The organism is Brevundimonas nasdae, from assembly GCF_019395145.1.
Classification (GTDB): domain Bacteria; phylum Pseudomonadota; class Alphaproteobacteria; order Caulobacterales; family Caulobacteraceae; genus Brevundimonas; species Brevundimonas nasdae.
This window is the reverse complement of record NZ_CP080034.1, coordinates 2,768,841-2,789,057: the sequence shown is the minus strand read 5'-3', so window position 1 is coordinate 2,789,057 and position 20,217 is coordinate 2,768,841. Positions and strand designations below refer to the sequence as shown.

General features: G+C 63.0%; 14 protein-coding genes, 3 tRNA genes and 3 rRNA genes. 13 read left to right on the top strand and 7 right to left on the bottom strand.

From position 1 onward, the window contains the following. Positions 1–25: 25 nt before the first annotated feature. The 3 genes from KWG56_RS13525 to KWG56_RS13515 all read right to left on the bottom strand — a co-directional run bounded on the left by KWG56_RS13525 (position 26) and on the right by KWG56_RS13515 (position 4,756). Positions 26–1,264 carry an argininosuccinate synthase gene (locus tag KWG56_RS13525; protein WP_219355157.1) on the bottom strand — a complete coding sequence of 413 codons (1,239 nt, stop codon included), beginning with the start codon at positions 1,262–1,264 and terminating at the stop codon, positions 26–28. A 78-nt stretch (positions 1,265–1,342) separates the two neighbouring features. After that, the gene (locus KWG56_RS13520; protein ID WP_201098852.1) at positions 1,343–2,497 is read right to left on the bottom strand and encodes a hypothetical protein; all 1,155 of its coding nucleotides are present in this window, start codon (positions 2,495–2,497) and stop codon (positions 1,343–1,345) included. Positions 2,498–2,599: 102 nt separating this feature from the next. Next, a complete protein-coding gene (locus KWG56_RS13515; protein ID WP_219355156.1) occupies positions 2,600–4,756 on the bottom strand; it encodes a TonB-dependent receptor domain-containing protein in 2,157 nt (718 codons plus the stop codon). A gap of 174 nt (positions 4,757–4,930) precedes the next feature. On the opposite strand from KWG56_RS13515, the gene KWG56_RS13510 reads away from it, so the two are divergent. Both KWG56_RS13510 and KWG56_RS13505 read left to right on the top strand, forming a co-directional pair. Beyond that, positions 4,931–5,134 carry a twin transmembrane helix small protein gene (locus KWG56_RS13510; protein WP_219355155.1) on the top strand — a complete coding sequence of 68 codons (204 nt, stop codon included), beginning with the start codon at positions 4,931–4,933 and terminating at the stop codon, positions 5,132–5,134. 2 nt (positions 5,135–5,136) lie between these two features. Beyond that, on the top strand, positions 5,137–5,709 hold the full coding sequence (locus KWG56_RS13505) for a cob(I)yrinic acid a,c-diamide adenosyltransferase (protein WP_219355154.1): 573 nt from the start codon (positions 5,137–5,139) through the stop codon (positions 5,707–5,709). A 10-nt stretch (positions 5,710–5,719) separates the two neighbouring features. Here the strand turns inward: KWG56_RS13505 and KWG56_RS13500 are convergent, their stop codons facing one another. Further along, complete coding sequence (locus KWG56_RS13500) at positions 5,720–6,061, bottom strand: hypothetical protein (RefSeq protein WP_219355153.1); 342 nt, start codon at positions 6,059–6,061, stop codon at positions 5,720–5,722. A 117-nt stretch (positions 6,062–6,178) separates the two neighbouring features. Here KWG56_RS13500 and KWG56_RS13495 point away from each other — a divergent pair, with 117 nt between their 5' ends. From KWG56_RS13495 to KWG56_RS13460, 8 genes are all read left to right on the top strand, one after another. Next, on the top strand, positions 6,179–6,943 hold the full coding sequence (locus KWG56_RS13495) for an electron transfer flavoprotein subunit beta/FixA family protein (RefSeq protein WP_201098866.1): 765 nt from the start codon (positions 6,179–6,181) through the stop codon (positions 6,941–6,943). A 1-nt stretch (position 6,944) separates the two neighbouring features. Next, the gene (locus KWG56_RS13490) at positions 6,945–7,874 is read left to right on the top strand and encodes an electron transfer flavoprotein subunit alpha/FixB family protein (RefSeq protein ID WP_219355152.1); all 930 of its coding nucleotides are present in this window, start codon (positions 6,945–6,947) and stop codon (positions 7,872–7,874) included. Positions 7,875–8,432: 558 nt separating this feature from the next. Continuing rightward, positions 8,433–9,893: ribosomal RNA gene (locus KWG56_RS13485) — 16S ribosomal RNA — on the top strand. A gap of 180 nt (positions 9,894–10,073) precedes the next feature. Then, positions 10,074–10,150, top strand: a tRNA-Ile gene (locus tag KWG56_RS13480). 87 nt (positions 10,151–10,237) lie between these two features. Continuing rightward, a tRNA-Ala gene (locus tag KWG56_RS13475) sits at positions 10,238–10,313 on the top strand. Between the two features lie 264 nt (positions 10,314–10,577). Continuing rightward, positions 10,578–13,357: ribosomal RNA gene (locus KWG56_RS13470) — 23S ribosomal RNA — on the top strand. Positions 13,358–13,446: 89 nt separating this feature from the next. After that, positions 13,447–13,561: ribosomal RNA gene (rrf, locus tag KWG56_RS13465) — 5S ribosomal RNA — on the top strand. Together the 16S, 23S and 5S rRNA genes with 3 tRNA genes alongside form the textbook arrangement of a ribosomal RNA operon. A gap of 80 nt (positions 13,562–13,641) precedes the next feature. Further along, positions 13,642–13,718 (top strand) — tRNA-Met (locus tag KWG56_RS13460). Between the two features lie 190 nt (positions 13,719–13,908). Here the strand turns inward: KWG56_RS13460 and KWG56_RS13455 are convergent. Further along, positions 13,909–14,124 (bottom strand): hypothetical protein, encoded by a 216-nt coding sequence (locus KWG56_RS13455; protein WP_219355151.1) that lies wholly within the window; start codon positions 14,122–14,124, stop codon positions 13,909–13,911. 306 nt (positions 14,125–14,430) lie between these two features. Between KWG56_RS13455 and KWG56_RS13450 the strand changes: the two genes are divergently transcribed. Genes KWG56_RS13450 through KWG56_RS13440 form a run of 3 tightly spaced genes read left to right on the top strand, consistent with a single transcriptional unit; the run spans position 14,431 to position 18,865 of the window. Beyond that, positions 14,431–15,156 (top strand): response regulator transcription factor, encoded by a 726-nt coding sequence (locus KWG56_RS13450; RefSeq protein WP_219355150.1) that lies wholly within the window; start codon positions 14,431–14,433, stop codon positions 15,154–15,156. Continuing rightward, positions 15,153–16,541: a FecR domain-containing protein gene (locus tag KWG56_RS13445; RefSeq protein ID WP_219355149.1), complete on the top strand. Its 1,389-nt coding sequence runs from the start codon at positions 15,153–15,155 to the stop codon at positions 16,539–16,541. The genes KWG56_RS13450 and KWG56_RS13445 overlap by 4 nt, the downstream gene beginning before the upstream one ends. A gap of 38 nt (positions 16,542–16,579) precedes the next feature. Next, complete coding sequence (locus KWG56_RS13440; protein WP_219355148.1) at positions 16,580–18,865, top strand: CHASE2 domain-containing protein; 2,286 nt, start codon at positions 16,580–16,582, stop codon at positions 18,863–18,865. Here the strand turns inward: KWG56_RS13440 and KWG56_RS13435 are convergent. Together KWG56_RS13435 and KWG56_RS13430 are read right to left on the bottom strand one after the other, a co-directional pair. Beyond that, positions 18,862–19,383, bottom strand: coding sequence for a hypothetical protein (locus KWG56_RS13435; protein ID WP_219355147.1), 522 nt, complete (start codon positions 19,381–19,383; stop codon positions 18,862–18,864). The two genes, KWG56_RS13440 and KWG56_RS13435, sit on opposite strands and share 4 nt — an antisense overlap. 192 nt (positions 19,384–19,575) lie before the next feature. Then, positions 19,576–20,034, bottom strand: a complete 459-nt coding sequence (locus KWG56_RS13430; RefSeq protein ID WP_219355146.1) for a hypothetical protein — start codon at positions 20,032–20,034, stop codon at positions 19,576–19,578. Between the last annotated feature and the right edge of the window lie 183 nt (positions 20,035–20,217).

Sequence of the window (20,217 nt, the reverse complement as noted above, 5' to 3'; positions counted from 1 at the left end):
TCGGCCAACCGAATGTCGATTGGCCTTAGTTCTTGCGGGCGTCGCGCTTGGCGAGGACGCGCAGGCGCAGGGCGTTCAGCTTGATGAAGCCCTCGGCGTCGTGGTGGTCATAGGCCTGGACGCCTTCTTCGAAGGTGACCAGATCCTGATCGTACAGGCTGTAGGGGCTTTCGCGGCCGATAACGGTGGTGTTGCCCTTGTAGAGCTTGACCTTGACCGTGCCGGAGACCTTTTCCTGGCTCTTGTCGACGGCGGCCTGCAGCATCTCGCGCTCGGGCGAGAACCAGAAGCCGTTATAGACGAGGTGGGCGTATTTGACCGCCAGTTCGTCCTTCAGGTGCATGGCGCCGCGATCCAGGGTGATCGATTCGATGCCGCGGTGCGCCGCCAGCAGGATGGTGCCGCCGGGGGTCTCATAGACGCCGCGCGACTTCATGCCGACGAAGCGGTTCTCGACCAGGTCCAGACGGCCGATGCCGTTGTCGTGGCCGTACTGGTTCAGTGCGGTCAGCAGGGTGGCGGGGGACATGGCCTCGCCGTTGATCGACACGGCGTCGCCCTTTTCGAAGCCGATCTCGATGACCGTCGGCGTATCCGGCGCGTCTTCCGGCGAGATGGTGCGCTGGTGCACGAACTCGGGCGCCTCGACCGCCGGGTCTTCCAGCACCTTGCCCTCGGACGAGGAGTGCAGGAGGTTGGCGTCGACCGAGAAGGGCGCCTCGCCGCGCTTGTCCTTGGCGATCGGGATCTGGTTCTTCTCGGCGAAGTCCAGCAGGGCCTCGCGGCTGCGGAACTCCCATTCGCGCCAGGGGGCGATGACGTGGATGTCGGGGTTCAGGGCGTAGTAGCCCAGTTCGAACCGCACCTGGTCGTTGCCCTTGCCGGTGGCGCCGTGACAGACGGCGTCTGCGCCGACCTGTTTGGCGATCTCGATCTGGCGCTTGGCGATCAGCGGGCGGGCGATGGAGGTGCCCAGCAGATACTGGCCTTCATACAGGGCGTTGGCGCGGAACATCGGGAAGACGAAGTCGCGCACGAACTCTTCGCGCAGGTCGTCGATGAAGATGTTCTCGGGCTTGATGCCCAGCTTCAGGGCCTTCTCGCGCGCCGGGCCAAGCTCCTCGCCCTGGCCCAGGTCCGCCGTGAAGGTCACGACCTCGGCGTTATATTCGGTCTGAAGCCACTTCAGGATGATCGAGGTGTCGAGACCGCCCGAATAGGCGAGAACGACCTTTTTGACGGGCTTGTCGGCAGGGGCGGACATGGCAACTCTTTTGCAAGCGTTCGGGAAGTTGACGCGCGCATAAGACCGGGGGGGCGGGGATGCAACCTTTTCCGCCCGTCAGGCGGCCAGAACGCCTGACGCCTCGGGGATTTCGCCCCGACCCAGAAGGCCGGTCTCGAAGTCCATGAAGATGTCCATCAGCTCCTCGACATTGACCGGGGGGCTGTTGGGGCCGAAGCGGAAGCGCCAGTAGCTGACGATATGCTGGACCGCGCCCAGCTGGTCGCCCAGCTTGGCGAACATGGCCGGGGCGTCCAGCAGGAAGTCGCGGAAGGCGACCGGATGGCCTTCCTGCGTCAGCTTGGCGTAGGCGTCGTCATAGACGCGCAGGGTGCGGCTGACCTCGTCGCAGGTCTTGATGATGCGCATGCGCAGGACTTCGCGGCTGCGGTCCAGATATTCGCGGGCCGCCCGGTCCATCCTGCCCGCCGGATGGGTGGTGCGCACGGATTCGGCGACGACGCCGACTTCGCTGAGCAGGGTGGACAGGGTCCATTTGTAATAGAGGAAGCCCTTCCAGCAGAAGACGCCCTCCTGATACTGCTCCGGCGCCAGGCGCAGGGTCTGGCGCAGGGCGTCCAACTGGTCGCCGGGGCTGTTGGACAGGATCTTGGCGGCCATGCGGGTGGCGGATTCGTGCGCCAGGGCCATGGTGTCCGGGCCAAGGCTCAGGGTCACCAGCGGCTCGATCTCGCACCGCACGAAGGCCGTCATGCGCTGAAGATCGCCTTCGCTGATCGAGAAATAGCAGGCCGCCGGGTCCTGGCCGCCGCGCCGCAGCTGTTCACGCAGCAGGAAGGGGTCCAGCGAGGGCAGCTTGTCGATCAGGCGCAGGGTGGTGATGTCGGGATGGTCCGGCGCCACGCCGAACGCCTCGGTCATCGCCCGTTCGAAGCCGATCTGGTTCACGAAGACATAGCGGCCGCCGGTCTTCAGATCGGCTTCGTCGATGGGGATGATGATTTTCGTCGCCACCTGACGCCGCCCGGTGAACAGGTCGAACTCGTTGCGGCGCAGACGGTGCTTGATGATCAGGGCCCGATTCAGGGCCGTGGTGTGGAAGATGGGACGTTCGGCCCATTCCGGGTTCTTGGCCACGCCGTCGCTGCCGCCGTCGCCATTCTCCTCCCAGACGCGCAACAGATTCAGCACGCGGGCGGTGGAGGCGGAGCCCTTGAGGTGTTCGAGGCTGCGGACGGCGCGATCAGTCATGACGCCAGGATGACGCCTAATGGTGACCAAGGGCTTAGCTGAGGCGCAAAAAAGAACAGGGGTCGCCGAAGCGACCCCTGTGGGCAGGCGCGGGGAAGGAAATCAGAAGGCGGCGGTGACCGAAATCCAGAGGCGGCGCGGCTCCTGATTGTTGGCGAACTCGGGCGCGTAGGTCGGCGTCGGTCCGTAGGGCAACAGGCTGACGAAATCCTTGTCGAACAGATTATAGACCACGGCGTTCAGGGTCAGGTTCTTGTCGATCTGATAGGCGCCGCCCAGGTGGAACAGGCTGTAGGCCTTGTAGTCGCCCAGCGCCGTCTGGGCCGCGCCCTCGCCGCGATAGCGCGACGAGCGGTATTCGCCGCGCAGCCAAAGGTTCAGGCGGTCATTGGCGACCCAGCGCAGATTGCCGTTCAGCATATGCTCGGGCGTGTCGGTCAGGGGCTGGCCGGCGGCTGCGCCCGACTTCTGTTCGCTGTCGGTGAAGGTGTAGTTGCCCTGAAGCGTCCAGGCGTCGTTGAAGCGATAGCGGGCGTAGGCCTCGACCCCTTGCGTCACCGCCTCGTCGATGTTCACGCTCTGGCCATAGCTGGCGACCGTGGAGATGTAGGGGGTGTAGAAGCCCACATCATAGCAGCCCGAGGTGTTGTAGCCGCCTGCATTATATTGAGCCTGGGTCAGGCCGAACACGCAGTTGGCGATGGGCACGCCCGAGGCGATCTTGTCTTCGAACTTGTTGTGGAAGACGGTCACGCCGGCGCGCAGATGTCGGCGGTCGTCATAGAGAACGGCGAACTCGGTCGAGGTCGAGGTTTCCGGCTTCAGACCGGGGCTGCCCAGCAGGGGCAGGCGGCCCTGGGCGCCGAAGCCGTTGATGCCCGAGGCCAACTGCTCAAGCCGCGGGGTCTTGAAGCCCTGGCTGACGCCGCCTTTCACCGTCCAGGTCTCGTTGGGGTTCCACACCAGATAGGCGCGCGGACTGAAGTGCGAACCAAAGGTCGAGTGATCGTCGTGGCGCGCGCCCAGCGTCAGGGCCAGGCTGTCGGTGAAGCGCCATTCGTCTTCGGCGAAGACCGCCCACTGGGTGTGGTTGAACGTGCCCGACACCACGCCATCGGTCATTTCGGCTTCCCAATGCTGGCCGCCGATGGTGAAGGTGTGGTTGCGCCATTGCGAGAACAGCTTGGTGTCGAAGATGCGGTTCTCGCTCTCCAGCGTGCGCGAACCGCCTGCGCCCGCCACGCCGTTGGGGATTATGCGGCCGTCGGTGGTCGTCTTGTTCAGCGAATAGTTGGATTCCAGCACGCCGAACGGCAGGCGCCAGTTGTGGGCCACCGAGATCTGGTCGCGGTTGAACTCCAGGAACCGGTCATAGCCGCCTGCGGTGGTGGCGGTGCCCATCTGGCCCTTTGAGTTGTCGTACCACTGGCGCGTCACGTCGCCGTCGATCCACAGGTCATGGTCGGGGTGCAGGTTGAAGGCGACACGCCCGCCCGCCGACCAGATCTGGTTGGCGGTGGCGCTGCGGCCAAAGCCCGACACCGGCGTCTGGACGCCGTTGATGGTCTCATAGGTCAGTTTCGACTGTTCACGCTCCGAGCGTGACGCCCGGATGGACACGCCGATGCGGTCCGCGACCAGAGGACCGGCCAGATAGACGTCGCCGCCGCGGATGGCGCCGAACTCGTCATCGCCCTGGATCGTGTAGTGGGCCGTCGCCGAACCGTGCCAGCTGTCGCCGATCTTGCGGGTGATGATGTTGACCACCCCGCCCATGGCGTCCGAGCCATACAGGGTCGAAACGGGACCGCGCACGACCTCGACGCGCTCAATGGCCGAGACTGGCGGCATGAAACTGGACGAGGTTTCGCCGAAACCGTTCGGGGTCACGCTGCCCGCCGTGTTCTGGCGACGGCCGTCGACCAGGATCAGGGTGTAGTCGGAGCCCATGCCGCGGATGTTGATGGTCTGGCCGCCGGTCTTGCCGACAGCGGCGCCGGTGTCGACGCCTTCGACATTGTTCAGGATTTCGGCCAGCGAGACGGCGCGGATCTCTTCGATCTCGGCGCGGGGGATGACGCTGATGGAGGCAGGGGCCTGGGTGATGCGCTGCTCAAAGCCCGAGGCGGTGACGACGACTTCCTCCAGGTTCGCCGGTTGTGTCGTCGCGGACGACGTCTGGGCGAAGGCGGCGCCGGAGGTCAGGCCGAAGGCGCACGAAACGCCGGCCAGCAGGCGAGCGCGGGTGGAGAAGGTCATCTTGAGAAAGGTCCCGGTTGTTGCGAGCGCCTCTCAACATCATTCGCAAATCCGCACCAAGGGGGGTGTGCGAAAGGGTCGCAAGTGTCGCACCCCTGAGGGCGCGGTTTTCGGCGGCGGCTGATCCGGTCCCTTGCGCTGGCGCGGCGCCGCTTGCGGGCCTAGAACGGGGCTATGCAGATTTTCGACATCCTGATCCTGGTCGCTATCGCCGCCGTCGCCGTCACCCTGGGGTTCGGCCTTTATTCGCTGTTCCGGGGCGGAGACTATGCACGCTCCAACTCCAACAAGCTGATGCGGCTGCGGGTCGGCCTGCAGGCGGTGGCGATCCTGCTGCTGGTGGTCGGGATGTTGTGGAAGGCGACGCGCGGAGGCTGATCATGGTCGTGCTGAACAAGATCTACACCCGGACCGGCGATGGCGGACAGACGCGGCTGGCGTCGGGCGCGCCGGTGTCAAAGACGGACCGCCGGGTCGAAGCCTATGGCGCGGTGGACGAGTTGAACGCCGTCATCGGCGTGGCCCGCCTGAACAGCGGCCAGAACGACCGGATCGACGCCATGCTGGGTCGGATCCAGAACGAGCTGTTTGATCTGGGCGCCGATCTGGCCACCCCCCTCGATCCGCCCCCAGCCTGGGAGGCCCTGCGCATCGTCGACAGCCAGGTCGAACGGCTGGAGCAGGAAATCGACTGGATGAACGAGAGCCTGAAGCCGCTGGACAGCTTCATCCTGCCGGGCGGCTCGCCCCTGTCGTCGCATCTGCATGTGGCGCGCACGGTCTGCCGTCGCGCCGAGCGCGAGGCGGTGCGTCTGGTGGAAACGGGCGAGGCGGTGAACGCGGCGGCGGTGAAATACCTCAACCGCCTGTCCGACCATCTGTTCGTCGCCGGCCGCCGCGCCAACGCCAATGGCGCCAACGACATCAAGTGGAAGCCGGGCGCGACCCGCTAGACCTTCTGGATCAGTTGCCCTTGCGGGCGGCCAGCGCCGCCTTCTGGCGAGCGGTCTCGGCGTCGCGCGCCTGATTCTGCAGGGCGATCTCGTTTTCGATCTTCACCAGTTCGCGATTCTTCTCGGCCGAGGCTTCGGCGCGTGACACGCCGATCGGACGGCCGGTGATTTCCGCAATCGAGATGGGCTGGGCGCAGATGCGGTTTTCCATGTCGTACCATTTGCCCGCCGCCTCGCAGCGTTTGCCCGGCGCGACCCAATAGTTCTGGATGGCGAAGACGCCGATCACCGCCAGGCCGAAGACCCCCGCGAACAGCATGGCCAGGCGGGGAAAGGTCAGGAAACGCTTCATCGATTGATCCGTTGGGTGTGGCGCGCAGCCAAAGCTTGACCCCGCGTTACGTTGACAGGCCTTCGCGACCGCTCCATGTCCCTGCCTCTACATTCAGGCGATTTCACGGATAGACCCATGAAGGTACTCGTCCCCGTCAAACGGGTGATCGACTATAACGTCAAGGCCCGCGTCAAGGCGGACCAGTCAGGCGTCGATCTGGCCAACGTAAAGATGAGCATGAATCCCTTCGACGAAATCGCCGTCGAAGAGGCTGTGCGTCTTAAGGAAGGCAAGGAACACCATGCCGCCGGAACCGCGACCGAGATCGTGGTCGTCTCCATCGGCGTGACCCAGGCCCAGGAAACCATCCGCACGGCCCTGGCCATGGGCGCGGACCGCGGCGTGCTGATCCAGTCGGACGCCGATCTGGAGCCGCTGGCGGTCGCCAAGCTGCTCAAGGCGGTGGTCGAGGAGGAAAAGCCCGACCTGGTCCTGATGGGCAAACAGTCCATCGACGGCGACAACAATGCGGTGGGCCAGATGCTGGCCGCACTGCTGGACTGGCCCCAGGCCACCTTCGCAGGCAAGCTGGTCATCGACGGCGGCAAGGCCACGGTGACGCGTGAAGTCGACGGCGGTCTGCAGACGGTTGCGGCTGAACTGCCCGCGGTCGTGACGGTGGACCTGCGTCTGAACACGCCGCGCTACGCCAGCCTGCCCAACATCATGAAGGCCAAGAAGAAGGAGATCGCCGTGAAGGCGGTCGCCGACTACGGCGTTGATGTCGCCGATCGTCTGAAGGTCGTGAAGGTCACCGAACCGCCCAAGCGCTCCGCCGGGGTCAAGGTCGCCGACGCCGCCGAACTGGTTTCCAAGCTCAAGTCCGCGGGAGCGCTGTAATATGGCTGTCCTCGTCATCGCCGATCACGACGGCTCCGCCGTTCGCGACACCACCAACAAGACCGTGACCGCCGCTCTGGGCCTGTCGTCCGACGTGGACGTTCTGGTCGTGGGGCAGGGCGCGCAGGCCGCCGCCGACAGCGCCGCCAAGATCGCAGGCGTCCGCAAGGTGCTGCTGGCCGAAAGCGCCGGTCTGGGCCACGGCCTGGCCGAAGCTGTTGAAGCGACCGTCGTGCCCCTGGCCGCCAACTATGACGCGATCCTGACCCCGGCCTCGACCGACGGCAAGAATTTCGCACCGCGCATCGCCGCCAAGCTGGACGTCGCCCCGATTTCCGACATCGTCGAGGTCGTCTCGGCCGACACCTTTGTGCGCCCCATCTATGCGGGCAATGCGCTGGAGACGGTCCAGTCCTCTGACGCCAAGAAGGTGATCACCGTGCGTCCGACCGCGTTCGCCGCTGCGGCTGAGGGCGGTTCCGCTTCTATAGAGAGCGTCGCCGGCGCCGATGCGCCCAAGACGGCCTTCGTCTCGGAAGAAATGGTCAAGTCGGATCGTCCTGAACTGGGCGCCGCCAAGATCATCGTCTCGGGCGGCCGCGCCCTCGGTTCGGCGGATGAGTTCCATTCCGTGATGGAGCCGCTGGCCGACAAGCTGGGCGCCGCCATCGGCGCCTCGCGCGCTGCGGTCGATGCGGGCTATGCGCCCAATGACTATCAGGTCGGACAGACCGGCAAGGTCGTTGCGCCTGCCCTCTATATCGCCATCGGCATTTCGGGCGCGATCCAGCACCTGGCGGGCATGAAGGACTCCAAGACCATCGTGGCCATCAACAAGGACCCCGATGCGCCGATCTTCCAGGTCGCCGACTACGGTCTGGTCGCAGACTATAAGACGGCTGTGCCGGAGCTTTTGGCCGCTCTGGGCTAGGGGTTGAAACCGGACCGAACAACGAGTTTTGAAAAAGCTTCAGTGTTCGGTTGACTCGGGTCGGGCGGGGGCCTAAACCCCGCCCCTCTTCGCCGCTCCTCGCGGCCGCGAGCTGATCGATTTTCTCTTGAAAAAGAAAAGGTTGACAGGGATTTGGACGGTCTCTAAACCGCCCCTCTCCAACGGGCCCCTCGGGGCTTCTGAGGCAAGACCTTCCGGGGTTTTGAACGAAAGAAAAAAAACTTCAACGAAGTGTTTGACTTTCAAAACTGAGGCGACTAAACACCCGCCTCCGCCGACGACACCGGCGCTAAACAAGTCGGGCCGCTGGAGCGGTTTGGGTCTTTGACATTGTTGATTTGGAAAGAGAAACGCAGGCGGCGGTGTTCTTGCGATGGCCCTTCGAGGTCATCATACGACACTGACTATCTGCGGTCTTTTTGAAAAGATACCATGCGTCGGTCTTCGGATCGATGACGTGGGAACTCGTCAATAAAATACGTAGAACTAATGCCAAGCTTACTTCGGTAGGCTTCAAGCTTAGGTCAGAAGTCAACTCAACCTGAGAGTTTGATCCTGGCTCAGAGCGAACGCTGGCGGCAGGCCTAACACATGCAAGTCGAACGAACTCTTCGGAGTTAGTGGCGGACGGGTGAGTAACACGTGGGAACGTGCCTTTAGGTTCGGAATAACTCAGGGAAACTTGTGCTAATACCGAATGTGCCCTTCGGGGGAAAGATTTATCGCCTTTAGAGCGGCCCGCGTCTGATTAGCTAGTTGGTGAGGTAAAGGCTCACCAAGGCGACGATCAGTAGCTGGTCTGAGAGGATGATCAGCCACATTGGGACTGAGACACGGCCCAAACTCCTACGGGAGGCAGCAGTGGGGAATCTTGCGCAATGGGCGAAAGCCTGACGCAGCCATGCCGCGTGAATGATGAAGGTCTTAGGATTGTAAAATTCTTTCACCGGGGACGATAATGACGGTACCCGGAGAAGAAGCCCCGGCTAACTTCGTGCCAGCAGCCGCGGTAATACGAAGGGGGCTAGCGTTGCTCGGAATTACTGGGCGTAAAGGGAGCGTAGGCGGACATTTAAGTCAGGGGTGAAATCCCGGGGCTCAACCTCGGAATTGCCTTTGATACTGGGTGTCTTGAGTATGAGAGAGGTGTGTGGAACTCCGAGTGTAGAGGTGAAATTCGTAGATATTCGGAAGAACACCAGTGGCGAAGGCGACACACTGGCTCATTACTGACGCTGAGGCTCGAAAGCGTGGGGAGCAAACAGGATTAGATACCCTGGTAGTCCACGCCGTAAACGATGATTGCTAGTTGTCGGGATGCATGCATTTCGGTGACGCAGCTAACGCATTAAGCAATCCGCCTGGGGAGTACGGTCGCAAGATTAAAACTCAAAGGAATTGACGGGGGCCCGCACAAGCGGTGGAGCATGTGGTTTAATTCGAAGCAACGCGCAGAACCTTACCACCTTTTGACATGCCTGGACCGCCAGAGAGATCTGGCTTTCCCTTCGGGGACTAGGACACAGGTGCTGCATGGCTGTCGTCAGCTCGTGTCGTGAGATGTTGGGTTAAGTCCCGCAACGAGCGCAACCCTCGCCATTAGTTGCCATCATTTAGTTGGGAACTCTAATGGGACTGCCGGTGCTAAGCCGGAGGAAGGTGGGGATGACGTCAAGTCCTCATGGCCCTTACAGGGTGGGCTACACACGTGCTACAATGGCGACTACAGAGGGTTAATCCTTAAAAGTCGTCTCAGTTCGGATTGTCCTCTGCAACTCGAGGGCATGAAGTTGGAATCGCTAGTAATCGCGGATCAGCATGCCGCGGTGAATACGTTCCCGGGCCTTGTACACACCGCCCGTCACACCATGGGAGTTGGTTCTACCCGAAGGCGCTGCGCTGACCGCAAGGAGGCAGGCGACCACGGTAGGGTCAGCGACTGGGGTGAAGTCGTAACAAGGTAGCCGTAGGGGAACCTGCGGCTGGATCACCTCCTTTCTAAGGATGCTTCTCCAGGCCGTCTCTCACGAGACTGTCTATTGAGGCTCCAATAAACGGCGGAACGCCGCCGTCTCCGTTTCTCTTTCCTCTTTCGTCACTGAGACATCAGCCATACGGGTTGTTGTATTGGTGACGCGATCGCGAGCCTGGGTCATTCGACCTGGCTGTCGCTGCCATAGGCCCGTAGCTCAGGTGGTTAGAGCGTACGCCTGATAAGCGTAAGGTCGGCAGTTCGAGTCTGCCCGGGCCTACCAGGTCATTCTGGTTTGCTGGGGCTGGCCTCCAGCCTAGGCAGTATCGATGACAGCTCTCCTGGGCTTCGCACTATTCCTCGAAGGAATGGGGCCATAGCTCAGTTGGTAGAGCGCCTGCTTTGCAAGCAGGATGTCGTCGGTTCGACTCCGTCTGGCTCCACCACTCGCCGTGCGGCGAGGGGCATTTGACCAGAGGCTCCGCTTTGAAAGCGGTGGCGCACCCCGCCAAAGCTCGCAGATCGCATCAAGTATTGCCCGTCGGCGCTCGCCGACAGGCATTGATATCGTAAAGGAAGAACGTGACCGGCTCCCCTGAGCTTTTAGGTCTTGTTCGAGAAGAAGACATTGTCTGACAAAAATCAGGCTTGGTCCCCCGGCAACTTTCCAGTCGGGCGGAATAAACCAAGCATGAGTTTTGCTGAGAAACGATCAAACGTTGAAGGGCTTCTGACGGATGCCTTGGCGTAGAGAGGCGATGAAGGACGTGGCAAGCTGCGATAAGAACCGGGGAGGCGCTAGCACCCTTTGATCCGGTTATTTCCGAATGGGGAAACCCACCTTTACAGTCTTCCAACTCTGCTCTTCGGGGCAGCGATTGGCGGATTGTTGAAAGGTATAATGAGCTGAATACATAGGCTTCATTAAGCGAACCCGGGGAACTGAAACATCTCAGTACCCGGAGGAAAGGACATCAACCGAGACTCCCGTAGTAGTGGCGAGCGAACCGGGACCAGGCCAGTGCTCTTGTGAAATAAAGACGAACGATCTGGAAAGGTCGGCCATAGTGGGTGAAAGCCCCGTAGTCATCAAATAGCAAGAGACTCGAGTAGGGCGGGACACGTGAAATCCTGTCTGAACATGGGGGGACCACCCTCCAAGCCTAAGTACTCCTCTACGACCGATAGTGAACAAGTACCGTGAGGGAAAGGTGAAAAGCACCCCGACAAGGGGAGTGAAACAGATCCTGAAATCGGAAGCCTACAAGCAGTCGGAGCCGCCAAGCGCGGTGACGGCGTACCTTTTGTATAATGGGTCAGCGACTTCATGTGTCGAGCAAGCTTAAGCCGTTAGGTGTAGGCGCAGCGAAAGCGAGTCTGAATAGGGCGCTAAGTTCGACGTATGACGACCCGAAACCAGGTGATCTATCCATGAGCAGGTTGAAGGTTAGGTAACACTAACTGGAGGACCGAACCCGTGAATGTTGAAAAATTCTGGGATGACTTGTGGATAGGGGTGAAAGGCCAATCAAACCTGGACATAGCTGGTTCTCCGCGAAATCTATTTAGGTAGAGCGTCCGACGAATTCCTTTGGGGGGTAGAGCACTGGATGGTTGCGGGCTGCGCGAGCGGTACCAATACTAACCAAACTCCGAATACCCAAGAGAACTATCGGGCAGACACACGGCGGGTGCTAACGTCCGTCGTGAAAAGGGAAACAACCCTAACCATCATCTAAGGCCCCCAAGTCACGGCTAAGTGGGAAACGATGTGGGATTGCTTTGACAATCAGGAGGTTGGCTTAGAAGCAGCCATCCTTTAAAGAAAGCGTAACAGCTCACTGATCAAGCGATCCTGCGCGGAAAATGTAACGGGGCTCAAGCCGTGCGCCGAAGATATGGGTTTGCAGTTTACTGCAAGCGGTAGCGGAGCGTTCCGTAAGCCGGTGAAGGTCAGGCGTGAGCCTGGCTGGAGGTATCGGAAGTGAGAATGCTGACATGAGTAACGATAAGAGTGTGAGAGACACTCTCGCCGAAAGACCAAGGGTTCCTGCGTAAAGCTAATCTGCGCAGGGTTAGTCGGCCCCTAAGGCGAGGCTGAAAAGCGTAGTCGATGGGAAGCAGGTAAATATTCCTGCACCAGCTGGAAGTGACGGATGGCTTAACTCGTACCCACTTATTGGATTGTGTGTGCGGGGGCGTTGTCCCAGGAAATAACTCCAGCAGAGACCGTACCCGAAACCGACACAGGTGGTCAGGTAGAGCATACCAAGGCGTTTGAGAGAACTGTGCTGAAGGAACTCGGCAAATTGCACGCGTAACTTCGGAATAAGCGTGACTCACCTTGCGCAAGCAGGAATGAGTGGCACAAGCCAGGGGGTAGCGACTGTTTAGCAAAAACACAGGGCTCTGCGAAGCAGCAATGCGACGTATAGGGTCTGACGCCTGCCCGGTGCCTGAAGGTTAAAGGGAGGAGTGAAAGCTCCGAACTGAAGCCCAGGTAAACGGCGGCCGTAACTATAACGGTCCTAAGGTAGCGAAATTCCTTGTCGGGTAAGTTCCGACCTGCACGAATGGCGTAACGACTTCCCCACTGTCTCCAGCACAGGCTCAGTGAAATTGAATTCCCCGTGAAGATGCGGGGTTCCCGCGGTCAGACGGAAAGACCCTATGAACCTTTACTATAGCTTCGCCTTGGCGTTAGCGACCGTATGTGTAGGATAGGTGGGAGACTATGAAACCGGGGCGCCAGCTCTGGTGGAGTCGTCCTTGAAATACCACCCTTACTGTCGTTGACGTCTAACCGAGGGCCGTTATCCGGTCCCGGGACATGGCGTGGTGGGTAGTTTGACTGGGGCGGTCGCCTCCCAAAGTGTAACGGAGGCGCGCGATGGTGAGCTCAGAGCGGTCGGAAATCGCTCGTCGAGTGCAATGGCATAAGCTCGCCTGACTGCGAGACTGACAAGTCGAGCAGAGACGAAAGTCGGCCATAGTGATCCGGTGGTCCCGAGTGGAAGGGCCATCGCTCAACGGATAAAAGGTACTCTAGGGATAACAGGCTGATTTTGCCCAAGAGTCCATATCGACGGCAAAGTTTGGCACCTCGATGTCGGCTCATCACATCCTGGGGCTGGAGCAGGTCCCAAGGGTATGGCTGTTCGCCATTTAAAGTGGTACGTGAGCTGGGTTCAGAACGTCGTGAGACAGTTTGGTCCCTATCTGCCGTGGGTGTTCGAAGCTTGAGAGGATCTGTCCCTAGTACGAGAGGACCGGGATGGACATACCTCTGGTGTACCTGTCATGGCGCCAGCTGTGCAGCAGGGTAGCTAAGTATGGAATAGATAACCGCTGAAAGCATCTAAGCGGGAAACTAACCTCAAAACAAGGCTTCGCTGAGGATCGTGGAAGACTACCACGTTGATAGGCCAGGTGTGGAAGCGCGGCGACGCGTGAAGCTTACTGGTACTAATAATCCGATCGGTTTGATCGTTTCTCAGCAAAACTCATTCGATGATTGTTCAATGACCCGAACAATCTCTGACAATGTCTTCTTCGCAATCCTTCTGTCCGCCTCGTTGACCTGGTGGCTATGTCGGAGGTTCCCCACCCGATCCCATTCCGAACTCGGTCGTTAAGCCCTCCAGAGCCAATGGTACTTCGTCTTAAGGCGCGGGAGAGTAGGTCGCCGCCGGGTCTACCAGGCGGACAGAATGATTGCGCAGCCCCATAAAGGCTCTTCTCGAACCGTTCTTCCTTCACGACACTACCGTTTGCCGCGGGATGGAGCAGCCCGGTAGCTCGTCAGGCTCATAACCTGAAGGTCGTAGGTTCAAATCCTACTCCCGCACCCAAACAACCAAAACGCCCTCGCTCAAAACGCGAGGGCGTTTTGCTGTGCGAGTTGCGCTTGGCAGAAACCTGTCTCATGGGCGCAAGGCCGCCGATCCAGGCTGTATCAGGACAATGCGTGAACTGTTCGTGACCCGCTCGTCGAGGCGGTGGGCCACGAATATGCGCAGCCCCTGTGTTGACTGAGGTCGTTCAGCGGTTGGCGGGCTCGCTCTTCTTCGCACCCGATCTCTGCGCGGGGGCGGGCGGCACGGTGATGCCCTGGTCCTTGAGAATTTCCCGGACGATATGGCCGGCGCCGAGGATGGGCAGGGGCTGGCCGAAAGCTTCGCGCCACAGGGCGTCGAGCGCCGCATCGTCGGGACTGAGCGGCCGGGGCGCGGGGTTGTCGTTCAACGGGTTGGTCATCGCACTGCTCGCCTCATCGGCTGCGATTCAACCTGTGAAAAACACAGGCGAGCCCGGTCCGCCATTGGCGATCAGGCGACCCTCAGCCGTTATGGCTACGCTATCAGGCTCTGCCGCCCGGGTTTGTAAACGATTGTGCGCGCAGGAGATTCGCGGCTCTTTTCGATCTCCCAGTCTCAGTCCGGCGTATAAGGGCCGCGCCGAGGGGCTGTTTGAGGTTACAACTCTTTACCGCTCGCAGCGACGCTTCCTGCCCTGTGCGACGTCGGCGGGTTAAAAGGGCGGAAATCAAGGGGTGGAGACTCGATGAAGATCGCCGTGCTCGACGACGATCCGGTGCAGTTGGCGGCCATTACGGCTGTAGCGGAGGACGCGGGCTATCGTGCGACGGGGTTCTCACGTTCCGGCGCCCTGCTGTCGGCGTTGCGCCGCGACACCTTCGATCTGTTGGTGCTGGACTGGAACCTGCCGGATCGATCAGGCCTGGAGGTGATCGGCTGGGTGCGCCTGAACGTCGACCCGCCGCCGCCGATGCTGTTGGTCACCAGTCGGACCGAGGATGCGGATATTGTCGCGGGCCTGGAGGCGGGCGCCGACGACTATCTGGCCAAGCCGATATCGCCCCCGGTGCTCGCCGCCCGCATCGCGGCCCTGCTGCGGCGCGCCTATCCGGGACGGGCCGACGGCGGGATCGAGACCCATGCGGGCCTGAGCTTTGATCCGTCCATGTCCGCGGTGGTCGTGCGCGGTGAAGCCGTGACGCTGACGGCGCGTGAGTTCTCTCTGGCGCTGGTGTTGTTCCGCAATCTCCACCGGGCCCTGTCGCGCAGCTATCTGAGCGAATCCGCCTGGGGCAGCGATCCCGACCTGAACAGCCGATCGCTGGACATGCATGTGTCGCGGGTGCGCGCCAAACTGGGTTTGCGGCCGCAGAACGGCTTTCGTCTGACGCCGGTCTATAGTTATGGCTATCGGCTGGAGCGTGTGGCTGGAGCCGAGCGCACGACGCCGTTGAAGGACGACGAAACATGAGGCGCGGGGGCCTGGGATATCGGGGGGCGAGGGCGATCATCGCCGCCAGTCTGACGGCGATGATTTATACGGGTTCGGCATCGGCCCAGACGGGCCGGGCGACGCCGACCGACACGTCGCCGACGCGGCCGACCGTCGATTATGTGATGAAGCCGGGCGACACCCTGTCGGACCTGGCCCGCGCCTATCTGCTGCGCGTATCTGATTATCAACAGGTCCAGCGGCTGAACCGGGTGCGCAATGACCGACGCATGGCGGTGGGCCAGGTGGTGCGGTTTCCTGTCGATCTGCTGCGGACCGAACCGGCCCAGGCGCGGGTCACTGGTTTTCGCGGAGCGGTGACGATCCTGCAGGCCGGCCAGAGCGCGACGCCGACCGTGGGTCAGATCGTGAGCGAGGATGCGGTCATCGCCACCGGCGCCAACGCCTTTGTGCGCCTGGGCCTGCCGGACGGCGGCCATGTGACCCTGCCCTCGCAGAGCCGGGTGCGCGTCGGGCGTTTGCGGACCATTCTGCTGAACGGCGCCCTGGATCAGGAAATGCGTGTCGAGACCGGGCGGGCTGAGGCCAGCGCCGCCCCGGTGCGGGCGCCCGGCGGCTTCGCTATTCGCACGCCGGTTTCGGTGTCGGCGGTGCGCGGCACCCAGTTCCGCGTCTCCTATGATGATGAGGTCGACCGCGCCGCAACCGAGGTGATCGAGGGTCTGGTCGGGGTGTCGACCCCGGGCGCCCAGGGTGAAGGCGCCTTATTGGACGCGGCGGCGCGTCAGGGCGTGGTTTCAGCCAAGGGCTCGGCCCATCTGACCGATCTGGCCCCTGCGCCTGAGCTGCTGCAGCCCGACAGGATCCAGAGCGCGGCCGCCGTGGCTCTTACGCTGAGGCCGCAGGGCGACATCGCCTATTATCGCGCCCGACTGGCCAATGACGCCGGGATGATCGACGCCTTCGCAGAGGCGCGCAGCAAAACGGCGGACGACGCCGTCGTGTTCGACCAACTGGATGACGGCGCCTATTTCGTGCGTCTGACGGCGGTGACGGCCGAAGGCGTCGAAGGCCTGGCCTCCAACTACAGTCTGCTGCGCGCCCGCAACGGGCTCAGCAATCTGGCGGCCTCGGTGTTCGGCAGAGGGCGGGAGCGACGGTATCTGTTCCGTTGGGAGGCGCAAGGCGCGGGCGATGTGCATTTCCGCTTCCAGATCCGCCCGGTCTCCACTGATCCAGACGTGCGGCCGGTGATCGACGAAGCAAGGCTGGATGCTGCCGAGATCACCCTGACGGGATTGAAGCCCGGTGATTACGAATGGCGAGTCCGGGCGACGCGGCAGGCGTTCGGCCGTATTCTTGAAACCTGGTCCGAGCCGCAGACGCTCCATATCGGTCGCTGACGGCCTTGGCCGAGAAGAGCGCCCGACTATCGACGTCCATGCGGCGCCTGCCTTCAGTCGGCTCCGCCGGGCGGGGTTTTGTCGGGCGGGCGTTGATCGAATGGGCGCTGGTGGGCGCCCTGACCTCGGCTCTGGTGGTCTGGCTGTCGCTGGCGGCGGCCACGGCACGGCCCGACAACATGATCTATGACGCCTGGATGCGGATGCGCGCCGGGCCGACCAGCGAACAGATCGTCATCGTCGCCATCGACAACCGCAGTCTGGAGGCGCTGGGCCGCTGGCCCTGGCCCCGCCAGGTTCATGCCGATCTGATCGACCGGCTGGCGCAGGCGCAGGCCAGCGCGGTCGGCTATGACGTCCTGTTTGTCGAACCCTCAGACCAGGGCGACGCCGACCTGGCCCGAGCGATCGGTGCGGCGGGCAATGTCTATCTGCCGATGCTGGTTGATCCCGTCGGCGAGAACGGCGCGCCGTGGCAGGCGACCGAGCCCATCCCGGAACTGCGTGACGCCGCCGCCGGTCTGGGGCACGTCAATCTGGTGGTGGATGATGACGGCGTGGTGCGCCGGATGCCGCTTTATCTGTCGGCCGGTCAGTCGTCGTGGCCGCATCTGGCCGCACAACTGGCGCGGACTGTGAACCCCCGCATAGGGGGCGACGTCCCGCCCCGGACCCAGCCGTCGGACCTATTGACCGGAAAGGGCGCGGTGCTGGTCAACTATCGCGGCCCGCCTGGCCAGTTCCGCACCGCGTCCTTTGTCGATCTGCTGCGCGGCGAGACGCCTGCCGCCTTCCTGACCGGCAAACTGGTTCTGGTGGGCATGACCGCAGACGGTCAGGGCGACCGCTACGCCACCCCGACGACGGGCGAGGGCCAGTTGACGCCCGGCGTCGAAATCCAGGCCAGTCTGGTCGACACCCTGTTGCGACATGACGCCATAACGCCCACGGCGCCGCTCTGGGGCGCCCTGTTGTCGCTGATCCCGCTGTGGCTTTTGATGGGGGCGCTGCTTCTGCTGCGGCCGCTGTGGAGCCTGATTGCGGGCGCGGGCCTTGCGCTCATGGTCCTGGCGATCAGCGCGGCGGCTTTCTGGTTCGGCGTCTGGTTCCCGCCGCTTGCGGCGATGACGGGACTGGCTCTGGCCTATCCCTTGTGGAGCTGGCGGCGGCTGGCGGCGGCGTCCGCCTATATGCAGATCGAGGTGGAGGCCTTTGCGCGTTCCGGCCCGGCGCCCCGTGTCGTCAATGCCCTGGCGGGCGGGGATGTCGTGGCGCGGCAGGTGGAGACGTTGCGCACGGCGGTGTCGGACCTGCGCGATCTGGAGCGGTTCATCTCCGACGCCCTCCACAGCCTGCCGGATGCGACCCTGGTGGTCGGCGAGGCGGGCGCGGTGGTGATGGCCAATGCGCAGGCGCAGGCCCTGTTCGGCCGTGACGATCTGGTCGGCGCGCCCCTGACGATATTGCTGAAAGCGATCGGCGGGCTGGGTTCAGAGGGCCTGGGCGCCGAAGAGAGCGCCGAGCCTCTTGAAATCGCCACCCCCGCGGGCCGCCGGGTCTTCGTCAGCGCCGCGCCGCTGGTTGATGCGAACGGCGCGGCCCAGGGGCGGATCGTGCGGCTGGCCGACATGACCGAGTTCCGCCTGGCCGAACGCCAGCGCGAACAGGCGCTGCAGCTTCTCAGCCATGACATGCGCGCGCCGCAGGTCTCGATCCTGACCCTGTTGGACGGCCCCCACGACCGCACGGACCCGGCGTTCGAACGCCGTATCGCCGACAATGCGCGCCTGACCCTGACCCTGGCCGAGGGCTATGTGCAGTTGGCGCGCGCCGAGTCTCAGGTGCTGGGCGACGCTGTGTTCGATCTGTCCCAGGCCCTGCTGGACGCCGCCGACACCCTGTGGCCCCAGGCGTCGCAGAAAGGGGTGCGGATTGAGGCTGAAGCCGATGACGACGGCCTTGAGCCGCTGGTGCGCGGCGATCAGGGCCTGATCACCCGCGTGCTGATGAACCTGATCGACAACGCCATCAAATTCAGCCCCGTCGACAGCATCGTGGAGTGCGCCGTGACGGCGGGCGAACGCGCCGGGACGCCGGTCTGGGTCTGCACGGTTCGCGACCATGGCGAGGGCATGGCCACAGACGCTCAGACCCGCCTGTTCGAACCCTTTTCCAAGGGCGAGACGGATCGGCCCGGCGCCGGTCTGGGGCTGGCCTTCGCCCGGGCGGTCGTCGAACGGCACGGCGGCGACATTGGCTGTGAAAGCGCGCCGGGCGCGGGCGCGGTCTTCACCCTCCGCCTGCCGCAGAGCCTCGAGACCTAAAGCGCCGGGCCAGACGCCGTCGATGCGGCCGGCGTCTGCAGCGCCGCCGCCGCCAGCGTGGCGATGGTCGCCGCTTCGTCACCCGTGTCTGGATGGCCGGGCATGGCGGTCAGGGTCGCGGTGACGCGGGCCGTCTCCACCCCGGTCTTCGGCGCGATCAGGGACAGGGTCAAAGTCCGCACCTGTTTTTCGTGACGCCACCAGCGACGCGGAGCAGGCGACCGCAGCCACACCGTATCCGCCGTTGAGGCCTCCGCCCCGGCATGGGCGCCAGTCGTCGCCGGGCGGATGGCGTACAGGGCGTCCAGCCGCCAGTCCGCGCTGGTCTCCGCCTCCTCGCGCCAGCCCGCTGTCGATAAGGCGCTGCGCAGACTGTCCGCCACCGCCGCCTCCATCGGATGCTCCGATGAGGACAGGCTGTAGGTCGAGGTCGAGCCCAGATCGATTACGCCAAGCGGCCGTTCGACGACCAGCTTCGGCTGCGACGCGCAGGCGCCCAGCACCAGCCCCCCCGCCATCACAGCCGCCAGCCCGGAAGATTTGGAGAACCGTCGCGCCCGATAAGTCATGCCCGCGACACTAAGCCGAAACTGAGCCGTATTGAACCGTGCAACCCGCGTTTCGAACCACCCAAGGCATTCGTCCTCGTTCTGGCCGCGCTGTCGAGTTGGCAGCCGTGGGAAACGGGCGGCGATCTCAGCCTTGAAAACTCAGTTCCTGATGCGCACCCGTTGTTCGGGGTGGTTGTCGTGGCAGGCGGAGCAGCTGGCGGCGAAGGCGAGGGCGGAGTTGTAGGCGCGGTCGGCATTGCCCTGTGAGGCCGTGGCGATCAGTTGGTCGAGCGCCTGCTGGTTCTGGCGGGACAGGGTCAGGGCGCGGGCGTCGCCGGCGTTGGTCCAGTAGATGTGTTCGGCGGTCACAAGCGGCTTGAGGCGACGCGCATTCTGCAGGACCAGGTTCGTCTGGTTGGCGTCGGCGGCTTCCAGCAGGGCCTGTTTCAGGTCTTCGGCGCGCAGCATCCGGTCCAGGTGGGCGGCGTGGGCGGCGCGGGTCACGGAGGGGGCGTCGGTCGCCTGGGCGCCGCCACGCGACGCAAGGGTGAGGCCGATGACCGTCACGGCGAGCAGCCCGATGCGCAGAGGCCGGTCTATGACGGTGGAAGTGGACATGGCGACGGCGACCTTGAAAGCGTGACGGCGCGCACATTTCCGCCTGTCTGCGCCCGCGCCCAATGGTCTTGGGGCATGTGGATATAGCCATCGGTCATTATCGCGCCCCTCATGGTCCAGCTTAGGCTGACGCCCACAAAGGTCGGATCGAGCGCGCCGCGTCTGGCGTCGGGGGCCGAGAGA

Excerpts from the sequence above, each read along its gene's own strand:
- KWG56_RS13440 (WP_219355148.1), top strand. The coding sequence starts at position 16,580 with ATGCGGCGCCTGCCTTCAGTCGGCTCCGCCGGGCGGGGTTTTGTCGGG.
- KWG56_RS13455 (WP_219355151.1), bottom strand. The coding sequence starts at position 14,124 with ATGACCAACCCGTTGAACGACAACCCCGCGCCCCGGCCGCTCAGTCCC.
- KWG56_RS13435 (WP_219355147.1), bottom strand. The coding sequence starts at position 19,383 with ATGGCGGGGGGGCTGGTGCTGGGCGCCTGCGCGTCGCAGCCGAAGCTG.
- KWG56_RS13495 (WP_201098866.1), top strand. The coding sequence starts at position 6,179 with ATGAAGGTACTCGTCCCCGTCAAACGGGTGATCGACTATAACGTCAAG.
- KWG56_RS13525 (WP_219355157.1), bottom strand. The coding sequence starts at position 1,264 with ATGTCCGCCCCTGCCGACAAGCCCGTCAAAAAGGTCGTTCTCGCCTAT.
- KWG56_RS13490 (WP_219355152.1), top strand. The coding sequence starts at position 6,945 with ATGGCTGTCCTCGTCATCGCCGATCACGACGGCTCCGCCGTTCGCGAC.
- KWG56_RS13505 (WP_219355154.1), top strand. The coding sequence starts at position 5,137 with ATGGTCGTGCTGAACAAGATCTACACCCGGACCGGCGATGGCGGACAG.
- KWG56_RS13450 (WP_219355150.1), top strand. The coding sequence starts at position 14,431 with ATGAAGATCGCCGTGCTCGACGACGATCCGGTGCAGTTGGCGGCCATT.
- KWG56_RS13515 (WP_219355156.1), bottom strand. The coding sequence starts at position 4,756 with ATGACCTTCTCCACCCGCGCTCGCCTGCTGGCCGGCGTTTCGTGCGCC.
- KWG56_RS13430 (WP_219355146.1), bottom strand. The coding sequence starts at position 20,034 with ATGTCCACTTCCACCGTCATAGACCGGCCTCTGCGCATCGGGCTGCTC.
- KWG56_RS13520 (WP_201098852.1), bottom strand. The coding sequence starts at position 2,497 with ATGACTGATCGCGCCGTCCGCAGCCTCGAACACCTCAAGGGCTCCGCC.
- KWG56_RS13500 (WP_219355153.1), bottom strand. The coding sequence starts at position 6,061 with ATGAAGCGTTTCCTGACCTTTCCCCGCCTGGCCATGCTGTTCGCGGGG.
- KWG56_RS13510 (WP_219355155.1), top strand. The coding sequence starts at position 4,931 with ATGCAGATTTTCGACATCCTGATCCTGGTCGCTATCGCCGCCGTCGCC.
- KWG56_RS13445 (WP_219355149.1), top strand. The coding sequence starts at position 15,153 with ATGAGGCGCGGGGGCCTGGGATATCGGGGGGCGAGGGCGATCATCGCC.